At 34.4% G+C, this 22118-nt stretch carries 24 protein-coding genes; 18 read left to right on the plus strand and 6 right to left on the minus strand.

The genetic code is table 11. From position 1 onward, the window contains the following. Positions 1 to 19: 19 nt before the first annotated feature. The 3 genes from ribH to galU are packed head-to-tail and all read right to left on the minus strand — an operon-like array spanning position 20 to position 1605. A complete protein-coding gene (gene ribH / locus MHHB_RS04885) occupies positions 20 to 445 on the minus strand; it encodes a 6,7-dimethyl-8-ribityllumazine synthase (RefSeq protein WP_131007554.1) in 426 nt (141 codons plus the stop codon). A 15-nt stretch (positions 446 to 460) separates the two neighbouring features. Next, positions 461 to 745 (minus strand): hypothetical protein, encoded by a 285-nt coding sequence (locus tag MHHB_RS04890; protein ID WP_131007555.1) that lies wholly within the window; start codon positions 743 to 745, stop codon positions 461 to 463. Then, on the minus strand, positions 742 to 1605 hold the full coding sequence (galU, locus tag MHHB_RS04895) for a UTP--glucose-1-phosphate uridylyltransferase GalU (protein WP_131007556.1): 864 nt from the start codon (positions 1603 to 1605) through the stop codon (positions 742 to 744). The genes MHHB_RS04890 and galU overlap by 4 nt, the downstream gene beginning before the upstream one ends. Before the next feature lie 624 nt (positions 1606 to 2229). Here galU and MHHB_RS04900 point away from each other — a divergent pair. The 18 genes from MHHB_RS04900 (at position 2230) to MHHB_RS04985 (ending at position 21074) form a co-directional block, all read left to right on the plus strand. Then, positions 2230 to 4062, plus strand: a complete 1833-nt coding sequence (locus MHHB_RS04900) for a methyl-accepting chemotaxis protein (protein WP_131007754.1) — start codon at positions 2230 to 2232, stop codon at positions 4060 to 4062. A 21-nt stretch (positions 4063 to 4083) separates the two neighbouring features. Then, positions 4084 to 5187 (plus strand): DUF362 domain-containing protein, encoded by a 1104-nt coding sequence (locus tag MHHB_RS04905; RefSeq protein ID WP_131007557.1) that lies wholly within the window; start codon positions 4084 to 4086, stop codon positions 5185 to 5187. A gap of 458 nt (positions 5188 to 5645) precedes the next feature. After that, a complete protein-coding gene (locus MHHB_RS04910) occupies positions 5646 to 5930 on the plus strand; it encodes a cation:proton antiporter (RefSeq protein ID WP_131007558.1) in 285 nt (94 codons plus the stop codon). 3 nt (positions 5931 to 5933) lie between these two features. Then, positions 5934 to 6188 (plus strand): DUF4040 domain-containing protein, encoded by a 255-nt coding sequence (locus tag MHHB_RS04915; RefSeq protein ID WP_131007559.1) that lies wholly within the window; start codon positions 5934 to 5936, stop codon positions 6186 to 6188. 10 nt (positions 6189 to 6198) lie between these two features. Then, on the plus strand, positions 6199 to 6942 hold the full coding sequence (gene mtxX, locus MHHB_RS04920) for a methanogenesis marker protein Mmp4/MtxX (protein ID WP_131007755.1): 744 nt from the start codon (positions 6199 to 6201) through the stop codon (positions 6940 to 6942). A 166-nt stretch (positions 6943 to 7108) separates the two neighbouring features. Next, positions 7109 to 7912: a polyprenyl diphosphate synthase gene (gene uppS / locus MHHB_RS04925; protein ID WP_131007756.1), complete on the plus strand. Its 804-nt coding sequence runs from the start codon at positions 7109 to 7111 to the stop codon at positions 7910 to 7912. Positions 7913 to 8470: 558 nt separating this feature from the next. Continuing rightward, positions 8471 to 9268, plus strand: coding sequence for an MBL fold metallo-hydrolase (locus MHHB_RS04930; protein ID WP_131007560.1), 798 nt, complete (start codon positions 8471 to 8473; stop codon positions 9266 to 9268). Between the two features lie 9 nt (positions 9269 to 9277). Next, positions 9278 to 9910, plus strand: coding sequence for a DUF2067 family protein (locus tag MHHB_RS04935; RefSeq protein ID WP_131007561.1), 633 nt, complete (start codon positions 9278 to 9280; stop codon positions 9908 to 9910). Next, a complete protein-coding gene (locus tag MHHB_RS04940) occupies positions 9903 to 10202 on the plus strand; it encodes a DNA-directed RNA polymerase subunit L (protein ID WP_131007562.1) in 300 nt (99 codons plus the stop codon). The genes MHHB_RS04935 and MHHB_RS04940 overlap by 8 nt, the downstream gene beginning before the upstream one ends. A gap of 124 nt (positions 10203 to 10326) precedes the next feature. Continuing rightward, positions 10327 to 10968 carry an archaeal proteasome endopeptidase complex subunit beta gene (psmB, locus tag MHHB_RS04945; RefSeq protein ID WP_131007757.1) on the plus strand — a complete coding sequence of 214 codons (642 nt, stop codon included), beginning with the start codon at positions 10327 to 10329 and terminating at the stop codon, positions 10966 to 10968. A gap of 143 nt (positions 10969 to 11111) precedes the next feature. Further along, the gene (locus MHHB_RS04950) at positions 11112 to 13019 is read left to right on the plus strand and encodes a beta-CASP ribonuclease aCPSF1 (RefSeq protein WP_131007563.1); all 1908 of its coding nucleotides are present in this window, start codon (positions 11112 to 11114) and stop codon (positions 13017 to 13019) included. 468 nt (positions 13020 to 13487) lie between these two features. Beyond that, complete coding sequence (locus MHHB_RS04955; RefSeq protein WP_131007564.1) at positions 13488 to 14735, plus strand: phosphoglycerate kinase; 1248 nt, start codon at positions 13488 to 13490, stop codon at positions 14733 to 14735. Positions 14736 to 14968: 233 nt separating this feature from the next. Then, the gene (locus tag MHHB_RS04960) at positions 14969 to 15979 is read left to right on the plus strand and encodes a potassium channel family protein (protein ID WP_131007565.1); all 1011 of its coding nucleotides are present in this window, start codon (positions 14969 to 14971) and stop codon (positions 15977 to 15979) included. A 644-nt stretch (positions 15980 to 16623) separates the two neighbouring features. Further along, the gene (locus tag MHHB_RS04965; RefSeq protein WP_131007566.1) at positions 16624 to 17460 is read left to right on the plus strand and encodes a transketolase; all 837 of its coding nucleotides are present in this window, start codon (positions 16624 to 16626) and stop codon (positions 17458 to 17460) included. Between the two features lie 38 nt (positions 17461 to 17498). Then, positions 17499 to 18155, plus strand: a complete 657-nt coding sequence (gene rpe / locus MHHB_RS04970; RefSeq protein WP_131007567.1) for a ribulose-phosphate 3-epimerase — start codon at positions 17499 to 17501, stop codon at positions 18153 to 18155. A 21-nt stretch (positions 18156 to 18176) separates the two neighbouring features. Continuing rightward, a complete protein-coding gene (locus tag MHHB_RS04975) occupies positions 18177 to 19130 on the plus strand; it encodes a transketolase family protein (protein ID WP_131007568.1) in 954 nt (317 codons plus the stop codon). A 10-nt stretch (positions 19131 to 19140) separates the two neighbouring features. Next, complete coding sequence (locus MHHB_RS04980) at positions 19141 to 19932, plus strand: TrmB family transcriptional regulator sugar-binding domain-containing protein (protein ID WP_131007569.1); 792 nt, start codon at positions 19141 to 19143, stop codon at positions 19930 to 19932. A 32-nt stretch (positions 19933 to 19964) separates the two neighbouring features. Then, positions 19965 to 21074: an oligosaccharide repeat unit polymerase family protein gene (locus MHHB_RS04985; RefSeq protein WP_131007570.1), complete on the plus strand. Its 1110-nt coding sequence runs from the start codon at positions 19965 to 19967 to the stop codon at positions 21072 to 21074. Here MHHB_RS04985 and MHHB_RS04990 read toward each other — a convergent pair. The 3 genes from MHHB_RS04990 to MHHB_RS05000 form a co-directional block, all read right to left on the minus strand. Next, positions 21071 to 21436, minus strand: a complete 366-nt coding sequence (locus tag MHHB_RS04990; protein ID WP_131007571.1) for a hypothetical protein — start codon at positions 21434 to 21436, stop codon at positions 21071 to 21073. The two genes, MHHB_RS04985 and MHHB_RS04990, sit on opposite strands and share 4 nt — an antisense overlap. A 67-nt stretch (positions 21437 to 21503) precedes the next feature. Continuing rightward, entirely contained in the window at positions 21504 to 21698 is a 195-nt protein-coding gene (locus MHHB_RS04995; protein WP_131007572.1) for a 4Fe-4S binding protein, read from the minus strand. Between the two features lie 60 nt (positions 21699 to 21758). Then, positions 21759 to 22112: a cupin domain-containing protein gene (locus MHHB_RS05000; protein WP_131007573.1), complete on the minus strand. Its 354-nt coding sequence runs from the start codon at positions 22110 to 22112 to the stop codon at positions 21759 to 21761. Positions 22113 to 22118 lie beyond the last annotated feature (6 nt).

Consider the following 22118-nt stretch of genomic DNA (forward strand, 5'->3'; position numbering starts at 1 on the left):
TATCCCATAAAAAATGTTATTAACTCCTCTCCAACTCTCTTAATCTCTTTACCATCTTTACAGCAGACTCTACAGCCCTTTTACCATACTCTACCCTTTCCTCAGCTTGTAATCTCGTCATCCCAGGTCCTGAGACACCCAAAGTTACAGGTTTATTGTACTCCAAGGATAAATCTGCCATCTTCCTTGCAGCGTTGTGTAGTACTATTTCGTCATGTTCAGTCTCTCCCTCTATTACACAACCTATAGTTACTACAGCATCTACGTCCTCCTTCTCCAGCAACCTCTTTACTGCCAGAGGCATGTCAAAAGTTCCTGGTACTACAATCTTATGGGTGATTTCGGCTCCCAAAAATTCTGCATGTTCTTCTGCCAACTTCTCCATCATGTAAGTTATCTCCCTGTTAAATTCTGCTACTACAAATCCTAACCTCACCTTATCCATATTTTCACCTGATCTTTATTTCAGATTACTTATTTCCATATCTATCATACGATCCCATCTTTTTTCATATTCATCCATAAATATTAAGGTTTTCTCAACCTCTATTGCACATATGTTGTCAAAGTTAATTATTGCAAATTTCTTTTCATTTTCATTGAATATTATCATTCCATGACCTTTACCAGTTTCCAAATATTTTAAATACTTATCTTTGAGTTTTACTACAGCATCAAAATCGAATTCCCCTTCCAATACACTCCCAGGAAAGTAGATTTTTATCTTTAATACTGGCCTCTTCATTGTTTTCCCTCTCCTCCTATCAACTCTTTTAAATATTCTTTAAATCCAGTCATCTTTTTTAAGGCAATTTCAACATTTGCTTTTAACCATCCTTCCAGATCTCCTATATCGTACCTTCTACAGTTTATCTCTACACCTACTATTTTTTCCTCCTCTAAAAGGGTTCTCATGGCATCAGTTAACTGTATCTCTCCCCCTTTTCCAGGTTTTGTGTTTTCTAAATGTTCAAATATTTTTGGAGATAGGAGATATCCTCCTGTAATTATGAGGTTAGATGGAGCCTCTTCCACAGAAGGTTTTTCTACTAAATCCTCTATCTCGAAGATACCATTTTCAACTTCTCTCCCAGATATCACTCCGTACTTATATACCATATCCCTAGGCACTCTTTCCAAGGTTATAACTGAACAATGGTATGTATTGTAAACTTCTAACATCTTTTTTACCACGTTTTCAGTATATATGGTATCTCCCACCATAGTTATAAAATACTCATCTCCTACAAATTCTTTTCCACAGTATACAGCATCTCCCAATCCTTTAGGTTCTCTCTGTCTCGTATAGAAGATTTTTGCAATCCTGTCGATCCTAGTGATCTCTTCAAGTAAGTGATACTTTCCACTCTCCTTTAACTTACATTCCAACTCAAAATTTCTGTCAAAGTGGTTTTCTATGGCACTTTTTCCCTTACCTGTAACTATCAGTATATTGGTTATATCTGCATCTGCTAGATCTTCAATTACGTACTGTATTATTGGTTTTCCAACTACACATAGCATCTCTTTTGGCTGGGCTTTAGTCATTGGAAGTAGCCTTGTACCAAATCCTGCTGCAGGCACTATCCCTTTTTTTATTTTCATCTACTCACCTTTAAAGTAGAGTAAATGTTTATTATACAAACTTATCTTATATATATTTTAATATTTTTTAATACTACTAAAAAAATTAACTATGTCCTATTATTCCATTTAAGATGAAAACTAATAAAGTAAACTATTAATTAATTATTATTAACAACCATACATCTCCTTCTTACAGCTCTTGTTCATTTTTCTCCTTTACTGAAACCAATATCAATAAAACAAACTTATCTTATATATATTTTAATATTTTTTAATACTACTAAAAAAATTAACTATGTCCTATTATTCCATTTAAGATGAAAACTAATAAAGTAAACTATTAATTAATTATTATTAACAACCATACATCTCCTTCTTACAGCTCTTGTTCATTTTTCTCCTTTACTGAAACCAATATCAATAAAATTATATCTTTTTTCTTGCAACTGGCTTTTATTTCTATATTTTCATTGTAACAATGAGATAAAATCTAATAATCCAAAAATCTTAACATAGATATATACACAGATATATACACAAAAATTTCATAAATTTAGATACTAAAGATTTTATTTAAAATTAGACGAAATATTCCCTAATAGATATACATTACATTGTTTTTGAGGTGAAACTGTGAAATTTATGGACATTTCGATAAGAACTAAGACTTTAGCTGTTTTTTCTTTACTTATAGTAATCGCAGGGTGTGCAGGATATTTTATAATCCAGAGTGGAAACTGTGTATTAGAAAATGAAAAAACATTGGAAATCTTAAATAGACAAGGAACATTGATGCAGGAAATAACAAAATGTGTCTTATTAACTAACATGGGAAGATACGAATGTGTAGAAACTTTAAAGAATATCTCAAAGGAATTTGATAACAATTTAAACGATCTAATTAACGGTAACCCTGAAAGGGGAATTCCTCCTGCTCCAGATAATATCAAACAACAGTTACTCAAAGTTAAAAAACTCTGGGATCCATTTTACGAGAAAATTAAAATACTCTATACAAAGGATCCTAAGGATCCAGAGTTTAAGGAGGCATTAGAGTATATAAAAGATCATAATATGGAAATTGTATCTGGATTGGATAGAATAATAGAAGATTTATTAAAAAATCTATATAATGATACGGTATTTATGAATAATATATCCACTATTGCAGGTATATCAATTGTATTTATATCTATACTCTGTATGATCTTTGTAGATAGGTTAATTATCACTCGATTAAAGGAACTTTACAGAATAACCTATGAACTATCTCATGGAAATCTTAACGTAAAACCAAGGATAAAATTTTTTGGAGATGAAATAGGACGTGTATTTGACATTGTAATAAAAACTATAGAGAGATTAAAAGAGGAAGAAAAAAGAAGAGAGATAGAACGAGAGAAGGAGTTAAACCGTTTATTCAAAGGTATATTCGAAGTTATGGAAAAGGTATCAAAGGGAGATTTTACAGTTAAATTAGATGAAAATGTAAGTAGAAAGGATATTGCAAGGGTTATAAATACATCCATATCTAAAGTGGCTCAGTTAATTAAAGAATTAAGAGAAGAAATTGTAAGATTGAACTCTGAAATTAATAGATTAAAAACAGAACTTGAAAAGACAAGAGAAACTTCAAACCAGATAGCAGATGCCGCATCCCAGGTAGCCACTGCAGCCACAGATCAATCCGCAAAACTCCAGGATATCACCCAAGAGTTAGAAGAAACTACGAAACTAATTGAAAACACAGCCCAGAGTGCAGAGGAAGGTGTAAAGGCTGCAGAAGAAGTAAGTAACTACTCAGAGGAAGGTGTAAAGAAGGTAGAGAACGCAATAACAACGATGCAAAACATCGCAAATGTAATAGACGAGTTAGGTAAAGCTATCCAGGAACTCGGTGAAGAGAGTAAGAAGATCAACGAGATTACAGTACTTATCAAGGACATAGCAGAGCAGACTGGACTCCTGGCCCTCAACGCCTCTATAGAGGCTGCCAGGGCTGGAGAGGCAGGGAGAGGTTTCGCAGTTGTTGCAAGTGAGATAAAATCCTTAGCAGAAGAGATAGGGAAGTCTGTGGACGACATTAAGAAAACTATCTCCGAGATACAGAGTAAGATCGAGAAAACTGTAGATCTAGGTTTAACTGGTAAGGATGAAGTAGATAAGGGAGTCATCGCAATAGACGAGGTAAATAACGCATTCCTCAAAATCAAGGATGGAGTTTATACAACATTGGAAAAGATAAACGCAATCAGAGAACATGCAGAAGAGTCCAGCAACAACATTCAGAGTGCTCTTAGACACGTCCAAGATATCGCCTCTATATCCGAGGAGTTTGCAGCCACTGCAGAGGAGCTGACTGCCAGTGTTGAAGAGCAAAACAGTGTCATTGAAGAGATAGCCAAGTCTATTGATGAAATAGCTAATATTTCCAAAGACATTGTTAAATCTATGAGTGGATTTGAGATAAATTAATCTTTATTTTTTGGTGTGAAGATGGAGGTATACTACAGCGTTGTTGGGGATTACAACTTACTTGAAAGGAACAACAACTTGCTAGATCTCACCTTTAATAACTTAGAAGACTATAGGAGAATACTTATAAAACCTAACATACTCGGACCTTATTCTCCAAACAGACATGTTACTACACATCCAAAGTTTTTAGATTGGATTCTAAGATATTTAATAGAGATAAGGAAAATAGACAGAGATAAGATTGTAGTAGGAGAATCCTCTGGATTCCCCACAGAGAAGGCTTACGAAGTTTCTAAGATAAAAGATATCTGTGAGAAATACGGTATATCTTTTATACCGTTTGAGAGAGATAGAAGTGTAAAGATGAGGCTGTTAAATATCACCGTAGCAATTCCAAAGACAGTCATAGACAGTGATCTAATAATAAACCTGCCAAAGTTAAAAACTCATCTTCTTATGAAATATACTGGAGCCGTCAAAAACCTATACGGCTGTATACCTGGAGGATTAAAACCGAAACTTCATGGGCATTTTCCCAGAGAGAGTGATTTCGCATATTTCCTAGTGGAGTTATACAAGTTTTTAATGGAAGATAGAGATATAATCTCTGTAATGGATGGTATCTGGGGTATGGAAGGTAATGGCCCAAGTAATGGAAAACCTGTAAATTCCAAGATAGTAATAGCTTCGAAGGATGCCTGCGCCTTAGATATCTTCGCAACCTATTATATAGAATACAATCCTATAGATGTTCTAACCAACAGGATTTTAATTGATGATAAGCACAATTGGATAGACAGGTTAGATATTTCAGAGGTTAACGAAATTGTTAGAAAAAGGAGTTTAAAGGACATACCAAGAAAGAAATTTAGAAAACCTGATACCTTCTATCTAACATCTGTACTACCTCCTTTTATAGTAAGGTTGATATTCTCCACCATGATACAGAAACCAAGAATAGATAAAAGAAGATGTAAAAGATGTGGTATATGTAAAGAAGTATGTCCTGTAGAGGCTATATCTCTAGATACCTTTAAGATAGATAGAAAGAAATGTATAAATTGCTACTGTTGTCATGAGATGTGTAGATTTAATGCCATTAAGTTGGGAAGGTTTTTATAATCGTTTTTATAATCATTGGTAATTATAAAAATAATAGCGATATTTAAAGAATAATTAGAAGTCATAAAAAAATAAAAAACTTTACATATGTTATTAGTAATGAAGGAACTATATTTAAATTAACAGTAATCATCGAAAATATCTCATAAAAATCATAAAAATAATGATTATAATAATTATGAAAAATATAACAATAAGTAGAACAATTTTTAAAAATATCTAAATCAAAGAAATAAAGAAATAAATAGAAGTAAAAAGTAAAATCTGTCTTTATCCTCCGTTCTATATTGAATAATAGAAGAATAGGATGAAATTTTTTAATTTTTCTTCTTACCCTACTAATTTTTAACTATCACTTCGATGAGAATTTTTTATATAGAGGTTGTTAAGTAATAATGGGAGTTAAACATCAATAATATTAAATATCATAAATAATATCATAATTTTGGTGTGAAAGTATGTATTTTCCTATAAAAGAGATAGTACTTTTAATAGCTTCCACAGGGATACTCCTGGCATCCTACAGGTTGTGGATTATGAAGGATGGAAAGAATATGGTTTATGCACGTATTCATATTAGTAGTGTCATAGATCTCGCCTGCATACTTATAATGCTAGTTTTAAATCATCCATTGCTGGCATTTCTTTATCTCATCTTATCTCCCTTTGTAGCACATGCCATAGCAAATGCTGATTACTACGACAGGATGAAGAAGAGGGCGATAAAAAAATTAAGGTGTTGAGATATGCCTCTAGGTATAATAGATGGGGCGGTTTTGATACTCATAGTACTCTCCTACCTTGGTGCTTTAACTCAGAAAGATCTCATTAAATGTGTGGTTCTAACTGGACTAGGGGGTTTAGGACTGGCCTATATTTTCACATCCTTATTAGCTCCAGATGTTGCCCTAACTGAGGCCATACTTGGAAGTGCTGTACTTCCAGCTTTCTTTGCATTTACTGTGATGAGGACCCAGAGGTTCGACGAAATAGATGAATAGACTGATAGCTATGTATCTGATAGGGATAGACTACAGGAATAGAAACAGTAAAGAAGTACTGAAGGCGTATAAAAAACTCTTAAGCGAAGGTATAGATATAAAACTTGTTGAAGATCCTAAAGAGTTAATAGATTCTGTATTGAAGGGTTGTGTGTTAGGTGGAGTGAGGGGAACCCTACCTTCCTCGGAAGTGATGTCCTATTTGAGAAAACATATAGGGAGGTTTTATAGGGCGTCGATCCTGAAGAATCCCTTTATCGGAGAATACTTCTTTTTAGTTCCTGTAGGGATAGATGAGATAAATGAGAATAACAGTTTTAGGGATAAAGTAACTATTATAAAGTATATTTTAGATTTTATAAAAGACAGTGGCTTCTTTAAAGATGTAAAAATCGGAGTACTCTCTGGAGGAAGGTTCTCTGACTACGGCAGAAGTGAGAGGGTAGATAAATTAATAGAAGAGGCAGTGAATATTGTTGAATATATACGTAAAACATACAACGTCCATATAGAACATAGAGGTATAGTATTGGAGGAATACTTAAAGGAGGGTTTCAACGTTATATTGGCTCCAGATGGTATATCAGGTAATCTAATTTTCAGATCTTTGGCCTTAGTCTGTGGGGTTGAGGGATGTGGGGCCTTAGTATTGAGTAGAAGGAGGATAAGGTTTATTGATACAAGTAGAAGTGGCACCTGGGATAGATATTACAACAGTGTGAAATTTCTAAAAAACTTATTTCCACTTAAGTAATAACCAATTATTGGAATTCTGGCTTTCTTAAGTGTCAAGGGACATTCAGGGAGGCAATAATAAAAGAGCTTTTTACATTTTTTACCGTATTATATTATGAATAAGCTGTGGCTATATTATTTTTACTATTTTAGTTTAAATTTTTACATAAGAAATAAGTTTGGTGATGATATTGTCCTTATTAATTAAAATTTACGATTTTTTTAACGAAATGGGGTTATCAAAGATTTATGAAAAAATACTGGAAAAGAAGATCGATAAAAATAAGGTTCCAAAACATGTAGGAGTTATAATGGATGGAAATAGGAGGTTGGCAAGATTATTAGGGGAGAAACCTATAAGGGGACATTACTTAGGTGCAAAGAAGGTCAAGGAATTTATAAAGTGGTGTATAGATTTAAACATTGGAATCGTTACTCTCTATTCCTTTTCTCTGGAGAACTTTTATAGGCCTAAGGAAGAGGTAGAGGCTCTGATGGATCTATTTGAAAGAGAGTTTAGATCCATTGCAGAGGATCCCGATGTACATAGGTATCAAATCAACATAAAGGCTATAGGTAGGCTACATCTACTACCTAAGAAGGTACAGGAAGCTATAAGATATGCAGAGGAGAGGACTAAAAATTATAATAAGTACAGGGTTAATATCGCCATTGCTTATGGAGGTAGGCAGGAGTTAGTGGATGCCGTGAAAAAGATCGCTGAAAAAGTGAAAAAAAATGAATTAGATATTGAAGATATAACTGTAGAGACTATCTCCCAACATCTATACACCTCCCACCTCCCATATCCAGATCCAGATCTAATAATAAGAACTTCGGGAGAGGAGAGAATAAGTAACTTTCTAATATGGCAGTCGAGTTATTCTGAACTTTACTTCTGTGACACCTACTGGCCTAAGTTTAGGAAGATAGATTTTCTCAGGGCTATAAGGGATTATCAGAGGAGGGTAAGGAGATTCGGAAGGTAAAATCAGAGGATATAGGTGTAGGAAATATTATCTTCTATTTTATTCTATAGTTTAAGATAAAATTAAAAAATTTTAAAGAGCAAAATAATTATATTTATCTTAGTGATTAAAATAGTATTAAAGATAATTAATAATGAATGAACTATTAACTATATCTATATCTCAGGATGGTTTTCTAAACACTAAAAAATAATGATGAAAAAATTCTAACATGAGTTAGAAGCTATCCACAGTTATAGTTAGAAAATGTTAAGAGAGTCTCTTTCTCCAATCTTCGGAAATAGATAATAGAAATAGATAATAGATTTTCCTAATTTTTTATTTAATTATTATTTTAATTATTACTTCAATTTTTTATAAAAATTAATGTAAGTATACAAAAAGGATAAAGTATATATAATGTATCGTAAGAATAGTAATTTACTATTTTAAAGTATGGTACGCACTGTAGTAAGGAAAACTTGAACTATTAATATCCATCTATGGAGATATCTCAAGGGATATATATCAAATAATTATAACTACCAGCTATTTTTACTATTAAATAAGGGATGTGGTATCTTGGTGGATATAATATTCTTAGGTGCTGGAGGAGGTAGGTGGGAAACTATATATCAAAATAAGGGTACAGGAGGTTTTAGGATACACACTGAGAAAACACGGTTACATATAGATCCAGGTCCTGGGACTTTGGTAAGGATGAAGGATTTAAATATAAATCCCCTAGATACTAACATTCTCTTCGTCTCTCACGATCATCCAGATCACTATACAGACGCTGAGATAATAGTAGAAGCCATGACTAAAGGAATGACAAAGAAAAGAGGCTATATTGTAAGTAACATCTCAGTTTTAGAGGGTTTTGGTAAGTATGAAAATGCAATCTCTAAGTATCATCAGTCTATGTGTGAGAAGGTCTATATACTAAATCCTGGAGAGTCTGTAAGTATCTACGATGTAAAACTAACAGGTACAAAGACGAAACATGGAGATCCTTTTGGTATTGGTTTAAGAGTTAGCACATACAACGGGGATATTGGATACACTGGAGATACTGAAAAAATAGATTCCCTCATCCAAGATTTCGATGGAGTTAGAGTACTTGTAGCTAACGTTATGAAGGAGAAGGGGAAAAGGATAAGGGGACATCTATGTTCCAACGATTTGATAGATCTCTTGGGGAGTATGAACAAAAAGCCTGAATTAGTGGTTATTAATCACATGGGTTTAAAGATGGCGAATGTAATAGGGGAATGTAGATATATCTTAGAAAATACTGGAGTTAAAACTGTTGCTGCAAAGATTGGGTTGAAGGTTTCACTATATAAGGATTTCTACAGTATAATGTATCTTTAGGGTGAGAGTATGAAAAAAATTATAAGTTTAAAGGCAACAAATAGGGAGATCCTAGATTTCTGTAATGAAATATCGAAGATTGATATTAACTGTTCTGTAGAGTCAAAGACAGTTTATAGTGAATGCGAAAATATAAACACTTTTAGGATTAAGATATATGGATACGATAAGGATAAACTTACAGAGGACTATAGAACTGTAAAAGCCTTGATAAACAAGATACATAGAAGATACAACCCAGATCGAAGGGGATTCTACGAGTTTCAACTCTCTGAGTTGAAGTACCCTATAAACAAAGATCTAATAATGGAAACATTGAAAATGTTGAATATTGACTATATATACAACAAAGATAGTGGTAGTATAAAGTGTAAGTTATCCTATGACGAATTCAACAGAATCTTAGAGGAGTTAAACAGTATATGTAGTGATCCAAGGTTGAATATGATGAAAATAGGTTCAAGACCTGTAAAGAATATAATAGTTCTTATCTCTTACTTCACTAAAAAGGATGTAGAAGAGATTGTAGATGAATGTATTGAGAACGGTTTCTTTAGAGTAGAGGAAGATGGTAAAATACAGTTGAACAGGGATCCAAAACTTATAAAGGAGTATTACTTCAAGAGGGGAGAGAATGAGTGAATACGTGAAGGTGTTAAGCAGAGATGCGAACAGTATTGAATTAGAGATAGTAAATGAAGACCACTCGCTATGCAACCTACTTAAGGACATTTTACTAAAAATGGAGGATAAAGTCGTTATGGCTTCCTACTGTATAGATCATCCTGTTTTAGATCCTGAAACTGGTAGATATATATCTAATCCAAGGATAACTCTAATAACTAAAGAAGGGGTGGATCCTATAGAGGTACTCAAGGAAGCACTAAGAGAAATAATAGATCTATGTGATAGATCATTAAGAGAGCTAAAATGATCTGCAATATATTATAATAACAAAAATTATAAAAATAAAATTTTATTAATAATAACTATTTTTTTATTATATTGTATTATAAGGAGAAGGAGAGGATTGTATGATGATGCCCAACAACTTATATATGGAGTATATGAAAGGAACTACCACTATAGGCCTTATATGTAAGGATGGTATAGTACTTGCCACTGACAGAAGGGCTACAATGGGCAACCTCATTGCAGATAAAGAAGCGAAAAAGTTATATAAGATAGATGATTATATAGCTATAACTATAGCAGGTAGTGTCGGGGACGCCCAGGCCCTTGTCAGGTTGATCTCTGCAGAAACCAAGTTATACAAACTGAGGACTGGGAGTTATATACCACCACATTCCTGTGCAGTACTTTTAAGTAATATACTACACAGTAGTAGATACTTCCCTTTTTTAACCCAGATGTTAGTTGGAGGATACGACAACTTATATGGCCCAAAACTATTTTCCTTAGATCCCTTGGGTGGAGTTAATGAGGAGTCGTCCTTTACAGCAACAGGTTCAGGCTCTCCAACAGCTCTAGGTGTCTTAGAGAGTGAATATAGAAGAAACTTGTCTGTAAAAAAAGGTAAAGAGCTGGCAGTTAGAGCTCTTGTATCGGCCATGGAGAGGGATGCCTATTCAGGTAACGGCATCTCTCTTGGAGTGGTAGATAGGAACGGAGTTAAGATATACTCCGAGAATGAGGTGAATAGGTTAGTGAATAGAGTTAAAAAGAAGATAAAACATTAAAAGTCTTATTTAAAATTAATTATTTTTACTTAATTTTTAGATATTTTATTGTTTTTGTTAGAATACTATCTTTTATTTTTCTTCAATAATTAAAATAAAAATTTTGATTTTTTTAATTTAAAAAAATTTTTGGAGGGTTCGTTTTGTCAGCTGAGGAGTTATTAAAGGAGATAAAAGAATACATAATAAGGAATTTACCAGGAAATGCTACAATTACCGATGTTCAGTTTGAAGGGCCAGAAGTGGTAATATACTCCAAGAATCCTGAGATCTTTTCAAACACTTTTATTAAGGAGATTGCAAAAGTATTTAAGAAGAGAATAGCTGTAAGACCAGATCCTTCTGTTTTGACAGATCCAGAAACTGCCAAGGATAAGATATTGGAAATAGTACCTGAAGATGCTGAGATAACAGATTGTATATTCGATGTAAATACTGGGGAGGTAATTATAGAGTCTAAAAAACCTGGATTGGTTATTGGGAAAGAGGGGCGTACCTTAGAAGAGATCAAGAAGGCTATAAAGTGGGCACCTAAACCTGTTAGGACTCCTCCCATACCTTCTGAGACTATCAATGCAATAAGGGCCACACTTTACAGGGAGAGGGCAGAGATTAAGGAGATATTAAGAAAGATAGGGAGAAGGATACACAGAGATGTGCAACTGAAGGGGGACGTCTGGGTGAGAGTGTCTTTCTTAGGAGGTGCAAGGGAAGTGGGGAGAACCTGCAACTATCTTCAGACACCAGAGTGTAGGATTGTTATAGACTGTGGGATAAACATTGCTGTAGAAGGGGAGAAGGCATTCCCTCATTTTGATACTCCAGAGTTCTCTATCGAAGAAATAGATGCAGTAGTTGTCACCCATGCCCACTTAGATCACTGTGGTTTTGTCCCAGGGCTCTTCAGGTACGGCTATGACGGACCAGTATACTGTTCCAGACCTACAAGGGATCTCATGACTTTACTTCAGAAGGACTACTTAGAGATTGCAGAGAAGGAAGGAAAAATTGTACCTTACACCACTAAGGATATAAAGAAGTGTGTTAAACATACCATACCCATCGATTATGGCGTAACTACTGACATTGCACCTACAGTAAAACTCACTTTGCACAATGCGGGACATATTCTTGGATCTTCTATTGTTCATCTTCACATTGGAGATGGACTGTTCAACATAGCCTACACAGGTGATATAAAGTTTGAAGCCTCTCGACTACTAGAACCTGCAGTATGTCAGTTTCCAAGGCTGGAGGCGTTGATAATAGAATCTACCTATGGAGGGCAGGAAGACATCCTTCCAGATAGGGAGAAAACAGAGAAGGAGTTTCTAAGAATAGTTTCAGAAACTATAAAGAGAAAAGGTAAGGTACTTATACCAGTATTCGGTATAGGTAGAGCCCAGGAGTTGATGCTCGTCTTGGAAGAGGGGTACAATCAGGGCATATTCAACGCACCAGTTTACTTAGACGGTATGATCTGGGAAGCTACTGCAATCCATACAGCATATCCAGAGTATCTATCGAAGAGTATAAGGGACAGGATACTTCACGAAGGGGACAATCCATTTCTATCTGAAGTGTTTAAGAAAGTTAAAAGTACCAACAACAGGAGGAACATAATAGACAGTGATGAGCCCTGTATAATACTCACAACTTCAGGTATGCTAACTGGAGGCCCAAGTGTAGAGTACTTCAAGGCTCTAGCAGGGGATGAGAGAAATTCTCTAATATTCGTAGGTTATCAGGCTGAGGGTACCCTTGGAAGGAAGGTACAGAAGGGCTGGCGCGAGATACCTATTACTGGTAAAAATGGGAAATCCAAGGTGATAAAGGTAAATCTAGAGGTACATACTTTAGAGGGGTTCTCTGGACATAGTGATAGGAGACAGTTGTTAAAATATCTGAGAAAACTTAAACCTATGCCTGAAAAAATACTCATGGTCCATGGTGAGGCTTCAAAATGTGTCGATTTTGCAAGTACTGCTCATAAACTCTTTAAGAAAGAAACAAGGGCTCCTATGAATTTAGATGCTGTTAGAGTGAGATAGATTCTGTAAAACATGTGTCTGTAAAATAAGTAATAAGATAACATACTTTTCGACATCTATTAAGATAGAAATTAAAACAGCCCAGATTATCTTTTACAAGGTGTTAATCTAGATTTGGGATTGTCTGTAAAAGGATTATTTTCATTATTATTATATAATAACAGTTACACCCTACTTCCTATCAAAATAGTGATTAAAAATATAAAATATGTTTTTTAAAAAATAATAAAGATCTAAAAATAGAGGTATAACAATAAATAATGAAACCATCAGCTGTATCCGTATCTCAGAGTTATACAATATTTATATTCGAGGTAGGGATTTTATAATTATATTTTGTTTTTATAATTTTTATAAAATTTATGACATGAACAGGATAAATAATCGTTATTTTTAACAAAATTTTTAACAGTTTTTTATATATAATATCATTGGTAATTATAATATAAAAAATGTTGGAGGTAGGATATGTTCCTAACTATGGATGATTTCGATTTTAAGGGTAAAAGAGTAGCTTTGAGGGTAGATATAAACAGTCCTATGGATGTTAACAGTTATACAATCTTAGATGATACAAGAATAAGGGCCTGTAAGGATACCATAGAGGAGTTGTCTGGAGAAGGGGCAAAAGTGGTTATATTGGCCCATCAGAGTAGACCTGGAAAAAAAGATTTTACACCTCTCTATCCACATGCAAAGAAGTTATCTGAGATTTTAGGTAGGGATGTCGAGTACGTAGATGATCTCTTTGGGTCTCATGCTTTAAACACTATAGAAAGGATGGAAGATGGAGATATTGTAATACTGGAGAATGTAAGATTCTACTCCGAAGAAGTGTTGAAGGACTGGAATACCTGGAATGACTCTTTTCCAAAGAAACAGGGTAAAACTATAATGATAAAAAAGTTGTATCCTTACTTCGACTACTTTATAAACGATGCATTTGCAGCGGCACATAGAGCCCAGCCATCCTTAGTAGGTTTAGCTTACTACATGCCCGCAATTGCTGGAAGGATTATGGAGAAGGAGATAAAGGTACTTAGTAAAACCTTGGAGGATCCTGATAAACCTTCAATTTTTATACTTGGAGGAGCTAAAGCTGACGACAGTATAGAGGTTATAAAGAACGTGTTAAAAAATAACTCTGCAGACAAGGTACTCACAACTGGAATTGTGGCGAATATCTTCCTTATAGCTAAAGGTTACGATCTAGGACCTAACAGAGATACGATAGCTGATATGGGGTATTTAGATCTAATAGAAGTTGCAAGGAATCTCCTAGATACCTATGGGGACAGGATAGAGGTGCCGGTAGATGTTGCATTGAATGTAAATGGAGAAAGAAAAGAAGTAAAGTTGGATATAGGGGAGAGAATTACCTATTCTATATACGATATAGGTAGTGAAACTGTAGAACATTACGATGGAATAATAAAAGAGGCTAGGACCATAGTTGCAAATGGGCCTGCAGGTGTTTTTGAAAATAAAAACTTTTTAAAGGGTACTGCAGAGATACTAAAAAGTATGGTTAGATCTAGAGCATTTACGGTGATAGGAGGAGGTCATCTATCGGCAGCTGCCAGTATAGTTGGTGTTGCAGACAGAATAGATCATATCAGTACAGGAGGAGGAGCCTGTATACAATTCTTAGCAGGTAAGAAGTTACCTGTAATAGAGATACTGAAGAAGTCGTATAGAGAATACGTTGCAAGATAAAGTTTAAACTTTATATTAAGTACCCATTTTAAGAATAAAGACAGGTTGATAATCAGTAAAATGACAGATTCTTAATAAGATTTTAGATTTATTAGTAAATTTACTTTAGATTCCTCACTTTTATGAGGAATTTTTTAATAACGCACTTTGAAATATTCTATAACACTTATACAAACATAGATCCTTTAATAGTATTTTTGTGTTATTTTTGACAGTTTCGGGAAGGGAGAGGAATGAAAGCACTGAACAGAATAAAATTAGGTATTCTAGTGCTATTAGTTATTATTTTTTCAGCTACTTTGGGCCTAATGTACTTAGAGGGTTGGGATTTTTTTACAGCCCTCTACGTTACAGTGATCACTTTATCCACTGTAGGATACGGAGATATAACCCCTACTACCTTCTGGGGTAAGGTATTTACACTGTTGTATATAGTTTGTGGTGTTGGAGCGATGGCCTATACCTTCGCCTCCATCGCAGGATTCATAATTGAAGGAGAGTTGAAAAAGGTACTAAGGTTGAAAAAGATGGAAAATAAATTGAAAAATATCAATAACCACTATATAATATGTGGATTTGGGAAAATTGGAAAGGTAGTAACAAAGAAGTTTGATAATGCTGGAGTACCCTACGTAGTAATCGATATCGATGAAAAGAACCTAATGGAGGAAACAGAGAATTATAAAAATCTACTGTACGTTATAGGGGATGCTACCTTAGATGAAGTCTTAATAAAGGCTGGAGTAAAGAGAGCCAAGGGATTGATTGCAACAGTTAGTTCTGACGCTGAGAATCTATTTATCACCATTTCTGCAAGGGGATTGAATCCCAATCTATATATTATCGCCAAAGCCGAGGCAGAGAATACAGTCGATAAACTTCTAAAGGCTGGTGCAAATAGAGTGGTCTCTCCCTATAGTATTGGAGGAATGAGAATAGCCGAAATGGCCCTGAGACCTGAGATATTGGATTTTGTATCCACTCCGATGGATGAGACTTATGATATGGAGATTGGGAGATTCACTGTCCATCCAGGCTCAGAGGTCGTTGGAAAGACTCTTCACGAATCTAAGATAAGGCAGAAAAGTGGTGCCACAATACTAGCAATTATAAAAGATAATGATAATGTGATCATCAACCCAGGTCCAGATGTTGTCTTAGAGGTCTATAATGTTATATATGCTTTTGGTACAAAGGAACATCTTAAGAAACTTAAAAAGATATTGGGATGTCCTGAAGAGTAGAGTGAATTAAATAATACACCTATTATTAAATAATAATTTCAGTAAAATTTTTCTTTTTCTTTTGAAAATAAAGGCGGTTAAATTCATGTTTTCTCTCTTCTAATATTTTACCTTAATCATGATTTTTATGGAGGGAAAGAACTTCTGTATTTTCTGATACAATTGCGAATCATTCTTATATTTGTGTCATATTACAAGTTTTAAAATAATATAAATTAAAATAATATTATATAAAATTAAAAAATAAAAAAATCCTAAATAAAGTAACGTAAAAAAGTAAATTTTCTATTAATCTCCTTAGAAGTTTTTTGCTTTATTATTATTAATTTTGTGTTGTTTTTACTCTAAATTATTAATTTATTATTTATTAAATTATAATTTTAAAAAATTATGTTGCTCTATCACTTTTATTACTCTCCTAATTACTAATTTGATTGGAAGTAAGGTTTAACGATCATCTTTTAATGTGGTATTTAATTATATTAATGGGAATTAAAATTATAATAACATTAATTGACCATAGAAACATTTTTAAATGGATACATAAAGTTTAAACACATATATTAATATCTTAAGAAAAATAAAGTATATAAACAATATAACAAACCTTTTTAGAAATAAAGTTGTCAAAAGGTGAAAACCTCATGAGTGGCACCCCTTATATCAAAAACACGGATTTAGAGGAGTTAAAAACAATAGCCAAAAAGATAAGGTACAATGTTGTGAAGATGATAGGATTAGCCAAATCTGGTCATCCCGGTGGTTCCCTGTCTGCAACTGATATTATAGTTGCACTGTATTACAAGATAATGAACCACGATCCAAAGAATCCAGAGAAGAAGGGTAGGGATATATTCGTATTAAGCAAGGGACACGCCTGTCCTGCACTCTACGCAGTTCTTGCAGAGTTGGGATACTTCGACAAGGAGGAACTATGGAAGTTGAGAAAGGTTGGAGCCCTCCTTCAGGGACACCCTTCTATAAGCATACCAGGGGTTGAAGCCAGTACAGGATCCTTGGGACAGGGTTTCTCAGTAGCTGTAGGGATTGCCTTAGGATGTAAATTGGACGGATTGAATAATACCGTCTATGTTCTTCTTGGAGATGGAGAGTGCCAGGAGGGGCAGGTTTGGGAAGCTGCTATGGCAGCCTCCCACTATAAACTCGATAACTTAATAGGGTTTGTAGATAGAAATAGGCTTCAGATAGACGGTTGTACCGAAGATGTGATGCGCTTAGATGATTTAAAGGAGAAGTTTAAAGCCTTTGGATGGGATGTATTTGAGATAGATGGACATAACTTCAAGGAGATAATCAATACAGTCAATACTGCTAAATCCTTAAAGAATGGTAGACCTAAGATGATCATAGCAAATACTATTAAAGGTAAGGGAGTATCCTTTATGGAAGATAACATAGGATTTCATGGTAAGGCTCCAAATGAGGAACAGTTAGAAAAGGCACTTAAAGAGCTCTCTTAATCACTCTTTTTTACAGCATAACAACAAAAGGAGAAAGTATGGTGAAGATAGGAGCTTCTATACTCTCTGCAAACTACGGATATCTAAAGGAGGAAATAAGAAAGGTAGAAGAAGCAGGTGTAGATCTTATCCATGTAGATATGATGGATGGACACTTTGTACCTAATATAAGTATGGGTATTGGGATATCCAAGTATGTTAAGGACATAACTTCTCTACCCACTGAAGTTCATCTTATGGTAGAAAATCCTAACATGTTTATATCTGTCCTTGCAGGAAATGTGGATATAATTTCCTTCCATATAGAAACCTGTAGATTCCCTTTCAGAACTATAAACCTAATAAAGGAAAAGGGCTCCAAACCTATAGTAGCCCTCAATCCCTCAACTCCTATAAACACTATAGAGTACATCCTAGACGAGGTTTATGGAGTGCTTGTAATGACTGTAGAGCCTGGATTCTCGGGACAGAAGTTTATACCTCAGATGCTCAAAAAGATAGATAGTTTAAAGAGACTTATAAACAAAGAAGGACATGATGTCCAGATCTTTGTAGATGGAGGTATTAATTTAGAAACTGCTCCAAAGGTGGTAGAAGCAGGTGCAGATGTACTTATTTCCTCTTCTGCAATATTCTGTCACGGTGATGTAGAAGAAGCTGTTAGAAGATTAAAAGAGGCGGTTAAATTTAGATAACAAAGATCCAAAGGTGAATCTATGAAGTACAAACTTGGTGAAAAAAAGGGCATGAGAACTGCCTACGGAGAGACCTTAGTTAAATTAGGAAAGGAGCTTCCAAACCTTGTAGTCCTAGATGCAGATCTCTCTGGATCTACAAAGACCGCTATGTTTGCAAAGGCATTTCCAGATAGGTTCTTCAACGTAGGTATAGCAGAACAGAATATGATGAGTATGGCTGCTGGACTTGCTAAGACTGGAAAGATAGTATTTGCCTCCACCTTTGCCATGTTTGCAACTGGAAGGGCATGGGAACAGATAAGGAACTCCATAGCCTACCCAAATCTCAATGTAAAGATTGTTGCAACCCATAGTGGTATAACTGTAGGAGAAGATGGAGCTACTCATCAGATGACTGAAGATATTGCTATAATGAGATGTATTCCAAATATGAGGGTTATATCTCCAACAGATTATTACGAAACGAAGAGTGTAATAGAGTGGTGTGCGAGAAACGAGGGACCAGTTTATGTAAGGATGCCAAGGAGGGATACTGAGACTGTTTTCTCCAGTGAAGAGGATGCCAAATTTCAATTTGGAAAAGGCAGGATACTGGAGGAGGGTTCGGATCTAACAATTGTTGCCACTGGTGAGATGGTACCAGAGGCTATAAAAGCGCTGGAACTTCTAAAAGAGGATGAAATAGAGGGCCAACTGATATCTATGGCTACGATTAAACCTATAGATGAGGAGATGATAGTTAACTTTACTAACGATTTTATCATATCCATAGAGGATCACAACATCATAGGGGGACTGGGAAGTGCAATAGCAGAAGTGATTGCTGATCATGGTCTAAATAAGAGACTTTTAAGGATAGGTATAAGAGATGTATTTGGTATATCAGGAAGTGCCACAGATCTACTGAAGTATTACGGATTAGATGGAGAAGGTATATATAGAAGGATAAAAGAAGAACTTGAAAAACAATAATGGGGTTTTCATGAAGTTGAAAATTGGTATCCTTGAGGTGTTGGTAATAGTATCTATCCTAATAACTTCTGGGGCTCTGGTATATAAGTTTCTATTTTCATCAGGTGATACCTACCAATTTGATGGAGATCAGATGTACAAATGTGCATGGGTTTCTGAAAAGATTCTATCTAAGGGTTTTCCCCTTTATGCAGATATCTACGGTAGATGGACGAGTACTGGAAAAGAGTTTAACGGTACAGTCATTATAGTTGGGGCTCGGGGTGGAACCCTCTATGGAATATATAATAATCGATCTGTGACTATTGGAGGAGAGATGGCCTATAAGGAAAATATAGCTGCCGAGAAAGTTATTTTAAGACCTTTAGGAAACACAATAGTTTCATATCAGATATATCCTGTTGAAGGGTATTCTTTTAAGGATATAGAAGATAAAATAATGAATAGTGTGAAACCTTATAAGAAGTTGAATATTACAATACTTGGAATTTATATCACAGGAATTTTTGCTGTAGATTCAAAAACCTACACCCCCACTGAACAACAGTATATTAGAAATAAAATAGAAAATATAAACAATATAGGTGAAAAGGTAAATGTGCATTTTTTAGATAACGGATTAATTATAGGGGGAAGACAGAAGATAGAAACCTTAGAAATTTACGATAATTTGATAAAACCTAAGAAAATACTTACCTCTAAAATAACCGTTTATTTAATTTTAAATAAGACGTTGGATAGATTACCTAAAAACATTACTTCATACAACAATATTACTAATATAATCACTTTAAAAAATTAACTCTAAAATAATTATGAATATCATGGGTTATCATGAACTGGTTGAGAAAACATTCAGATGAAAAATTAGAAGGACATTTCTTATTTTTGATACTAACTTCTATATTTATAATACTCACTAGTGTATCTTGCTCTACGTCTATTTTGGTACTCCTAAGTGCTTTAGTATTTTATATTTCTTTTGTTGTGGGCAAGAGACTTTACCATGTTTTAGGTTTAGAGGATCTGTTGGATGAAAGTAGTTTGTTAAATTTAAAGAGTAAAGGAAAATATAAAATAGATTACTTAAAACACTATATCTTTGGATTGACCCTAATGACTGTTGGACTGGTCTTTTTAGTTATAGACATTCTCTGGACAGGAGGTGTGCCTCTCTTTGATCTAACCTCTAAAAGGTTTTTAAGCCCTTTATATACAATGTTATCGCGTCTCTTAATCTTGGGATGGGCTATAGTAGTAGCATCTAAATTGTCTCTGGATAAAATAAGAGTGATAATATACTCTCTTATTTTTTCAGGTGTTATAATGCTCCTAGGATATAGGACAAGTGTAATGGTGCTTTTAATGTCTACACTTTTTGTTCTCTACTATACAAATAAGATAAAAAATAGGGAGTTATTACTTTTTATCTCTGGAATACTCGCCCTTCTACTACTTCTCTCTTTGATAAAACTGAAGATATTGGGTAGTGGAGGTATCCCCTTACTTTCCAGGATGGATCTAACCATGAGTGTGTTGGATATAATAGTGCATAACTTCAACGGTGTATTTAATGGCTATCTAACCTACAGTGCCATATACTCCTACCTTGGAATGACTCCAGGTCCAAGGACTATTGTGGCTAACAGTTTAGGTATCTACGGCGTTACAATAACTCCAACGATATTTGGAGGGGTAATTGGAGACTATGGAGTATTGGGTATTGTCCCATATTTTGGATTATTAGGCATATTTATGGGATTCCTCTACAGGATCGCCGAAAGTTTTAAAGGGATATACTTAGGAGTTTATGCTGTACTACTCTCATATCTATTAGTGTCTATTGAAACTGGCATCTTAGATTTAGATGTAATACTGTATTACATCTTTGGTTTCTTGCTATGTATCTACGTTATACTCAGGAAGTTTATGTGTAGATCTTAACTCTCTGATAACAACCTTTTCAGATAATAGTAATACTTTTCATCTTCTGCCAAGGCATGGATAATACTCTGTCTAATTCCAAAGTTCGCCCCTATTTTTTTTGCAGAGGTTTTCTCCAACTCGATAGTTTCTTCTAAAATATCTATTATATTTTCCTTAGAATCTACTTCAAATTTTATATCAGGTCTCCCGTAGTGGATAAGATACTTCTCATATAATGTCTCAACACCTTCCATCTGAACCTCTGAAAAATCTTCCAATATATCATTACGGTACTCCTCAATAGAGAGAAACTTTGCAAGCACTCCCATCTTTATCTTATTACATATAATTTTTAATATACACTCTTTTAGATTATCCATAATTTCACTAACTGTTTATAATAATATTAATAATATTATTATAATAAAAATAAAAAAATTAAATATTTTACTCAAATTTTACCTTAACAGCACCTGTTGGACAGACATCTTCACAGACACCACAACCTGTACACTCCTCTTCATTGGCTACAACTACTTTATCTCCCTCAATGGTAAAAACCTCCATTGGACAGTTATTATAACACTCTCCACACTCCTTAGCACCTTTACATATTTGGTAATCTATTGTTACACTGGGCATCTATTTCACCATTTTTGTTTTTGATTAGGAATGTTAATAATAGATATATAAACTTAACTATTAATTGTCCACTTTAATAGGCTCTTCCGGCCCTCCGATCTTTGAAGGATGAGGAGCCTTGATTACGAAGAACTCCAAAATATCTGAAGTTAAATTTTGAGCGATCATCTTTGTATTAAAAGGTATATATATTATCGTCCCAGCGGGATAAACCTTTGGTTCTTCATCTTCCAGCGTTAAGGTCATTTCCCCTCTTACAACTATAAGATGGACGTTAGAGTTAGTGTAGTGTTTAGGAGTACTTTCTCCCTTAGGAAATATCATATGGATAATCTGGACATCTTCAGTGTTTACTATTTTCTCTACAACCTTGGTGTCAGACTCCCTTGTAAATTTATATACTTTCTCGATCATAGTATC

The sequence above is a fragment of the Methanofervidicoccus abyssi genome, from assembly GCF_004310395.1.
Lineage (GTDB): Archaea > AGJL01 > Methanococci > Methanococcales > Methanococcaceae > Methanofervidicoccus > Methanofervidicoccus abyssi.

Bases quoted from the DNA above. Each gene is read 5' to 3' on its own strand.
- MHHB_RS04975 (WP_131007568.1), top strand. From the start codon at position 18,177: ATGAAGTACAAACTTGGTGAAAAAAAGGGCATGAGAACTGCCTACGGA.
- MHHB_RS04990 (WP_131007571.1), bottom strand. From the start codon at position 21,436: ATGGATAATCTAAAAGAGTGTATATTAAAAATTATATGTAATAAGATA.
- MHHB_RS04980 (WP_131007569.1), top strand. From the start codon at position 19,141: ATGAAGTTGAAAATTGGTATCCTTGAGGTGTTGGTAATAGTATCTATC.
- ribH (WP_131007554.1), bottom strand. From the start codon at position 445: ATGGATAAGGTGAGGTTAGGATTTGTAGTAGCAGAATTTAACAGGGAG.
- uppS (WP_131007756.1), top strand. From the start codon at position 7,109: ATGATATTGTCCTTATTAATTAAAATTTACGATTTTTTTAACGAAATG.
- MHHB_RS04905 (WP_131007557.1), top strand. From the start codon at position 4,084: ATGGAGGTATACTACAGCGTTGTTGGGGATTACAACTTACTTGAAAGG.
- MHHB_RS04960 (WP_131007565.1), top strand. From the start codon at position 14,969: ATGAAAGCACTGAACAGAATAAAATTAGGTATTCTAGTGCTATTAGTT.
- mtxX (WP_131007755.1), top strand. From the start codon at position 6,199: ATGTATCTGATAGGGATAGACTACAGGAATAGAAACAGTAAAGAAGTA.
- MHHB_RS04890 (WP_131007555.1), bottom strand. From the start codon at position 745: ATGAAGAGGCCAGTATTAAAGATAAAAATCTACTTTCCTGGGAGTGTA.
- MHHB_RS04995 (WP_131007572.1), bottom strand. From the start codon at position 21,698: ATGCCCAGTGTAACAATAGATTACCAAATATGTAAAGGTGCTAAGGAG.
- galU (WP_131007556.1), bottom strand. From the start codon at position 1,605: ATGAAAATAAAAAAAGGGATAGTGCCTGCAGCAGGATTTGGTACAAGG.
- psmB (WP_131007757.1), top strand. From the start codon at position 10,327: ATGGAGTATATGAAAGGAACTACCACTATAGGCCTTATATGTAAGGAT.
- MHHB_RS04900 (WP_131007754.1), top strand. From the start codon at position 2,230: ATGGACATTTCGATAAGAACTAAGACTTTAGCTGTTTTTTCTTTACTT.
- MHHB_RS04910 (WP_131007558.1), top strand. From the start codon at position 5,646: ATGTATTTTCCTATAAAAGAGATAGTACTTTTAATAGCTTCCACAGGG.
- MHHB_RS04965 (WP_131007566.1), top strand. From the start codon at position 16,624: ATGAGTGGCACCCCTTATATCAAAAACACGGATTTAGAGGAGTTAAAA.
- MHHB_RS05000 (WP_131007573.1), bottom strand. From the start codon at position 22,112: ATGATCGAGAAAGTATATAAATTTACAAGGGAGTCTGACACCAAGGTT.
- MHHB_RS04915 (WP_131007559.1), top strand. From the start codon at position 5,934: ATGCCTCTAGGTATAATAGATGGGGCGGTTTTGATACTCATAGTACTC.
- rpe (WP_131007567.1), top strand. From the start codon at position 17,499: ATGGTGAAGATAGGAGCTTCTATACTCTCTGCAAACTACGGATATCTA.
- MHHB_RS04955 (WP_131007564.1), top strand. From the start codon at position 13,488: ATGTTCCTAACTATGGATGATTTCGATTTTAAGGGTAAAAGAGTAGCT.
- MHHB_RS04940 (WP_131007562.1), top strand. From the start codon at position 9,903: ATGAGTGAATACGTGAAGGTGTTAAGCAGAGATGCGAACAGTATTGAA.
- MHHB_RS04985 (WP_131007570.1), top strand. From the start codon at position 19,965: ATGAACTGGTTGAGAAAACATTCAGATGAAAAATTAGAAGGACATTTC.
- MHHB_RS04935 (WP_131007561.1), top strand. From the start codon at position 9,278: ATGAAAAAAATTATAAGTTTAAAGGCAACAAATAGGGAGATCCTAGAT.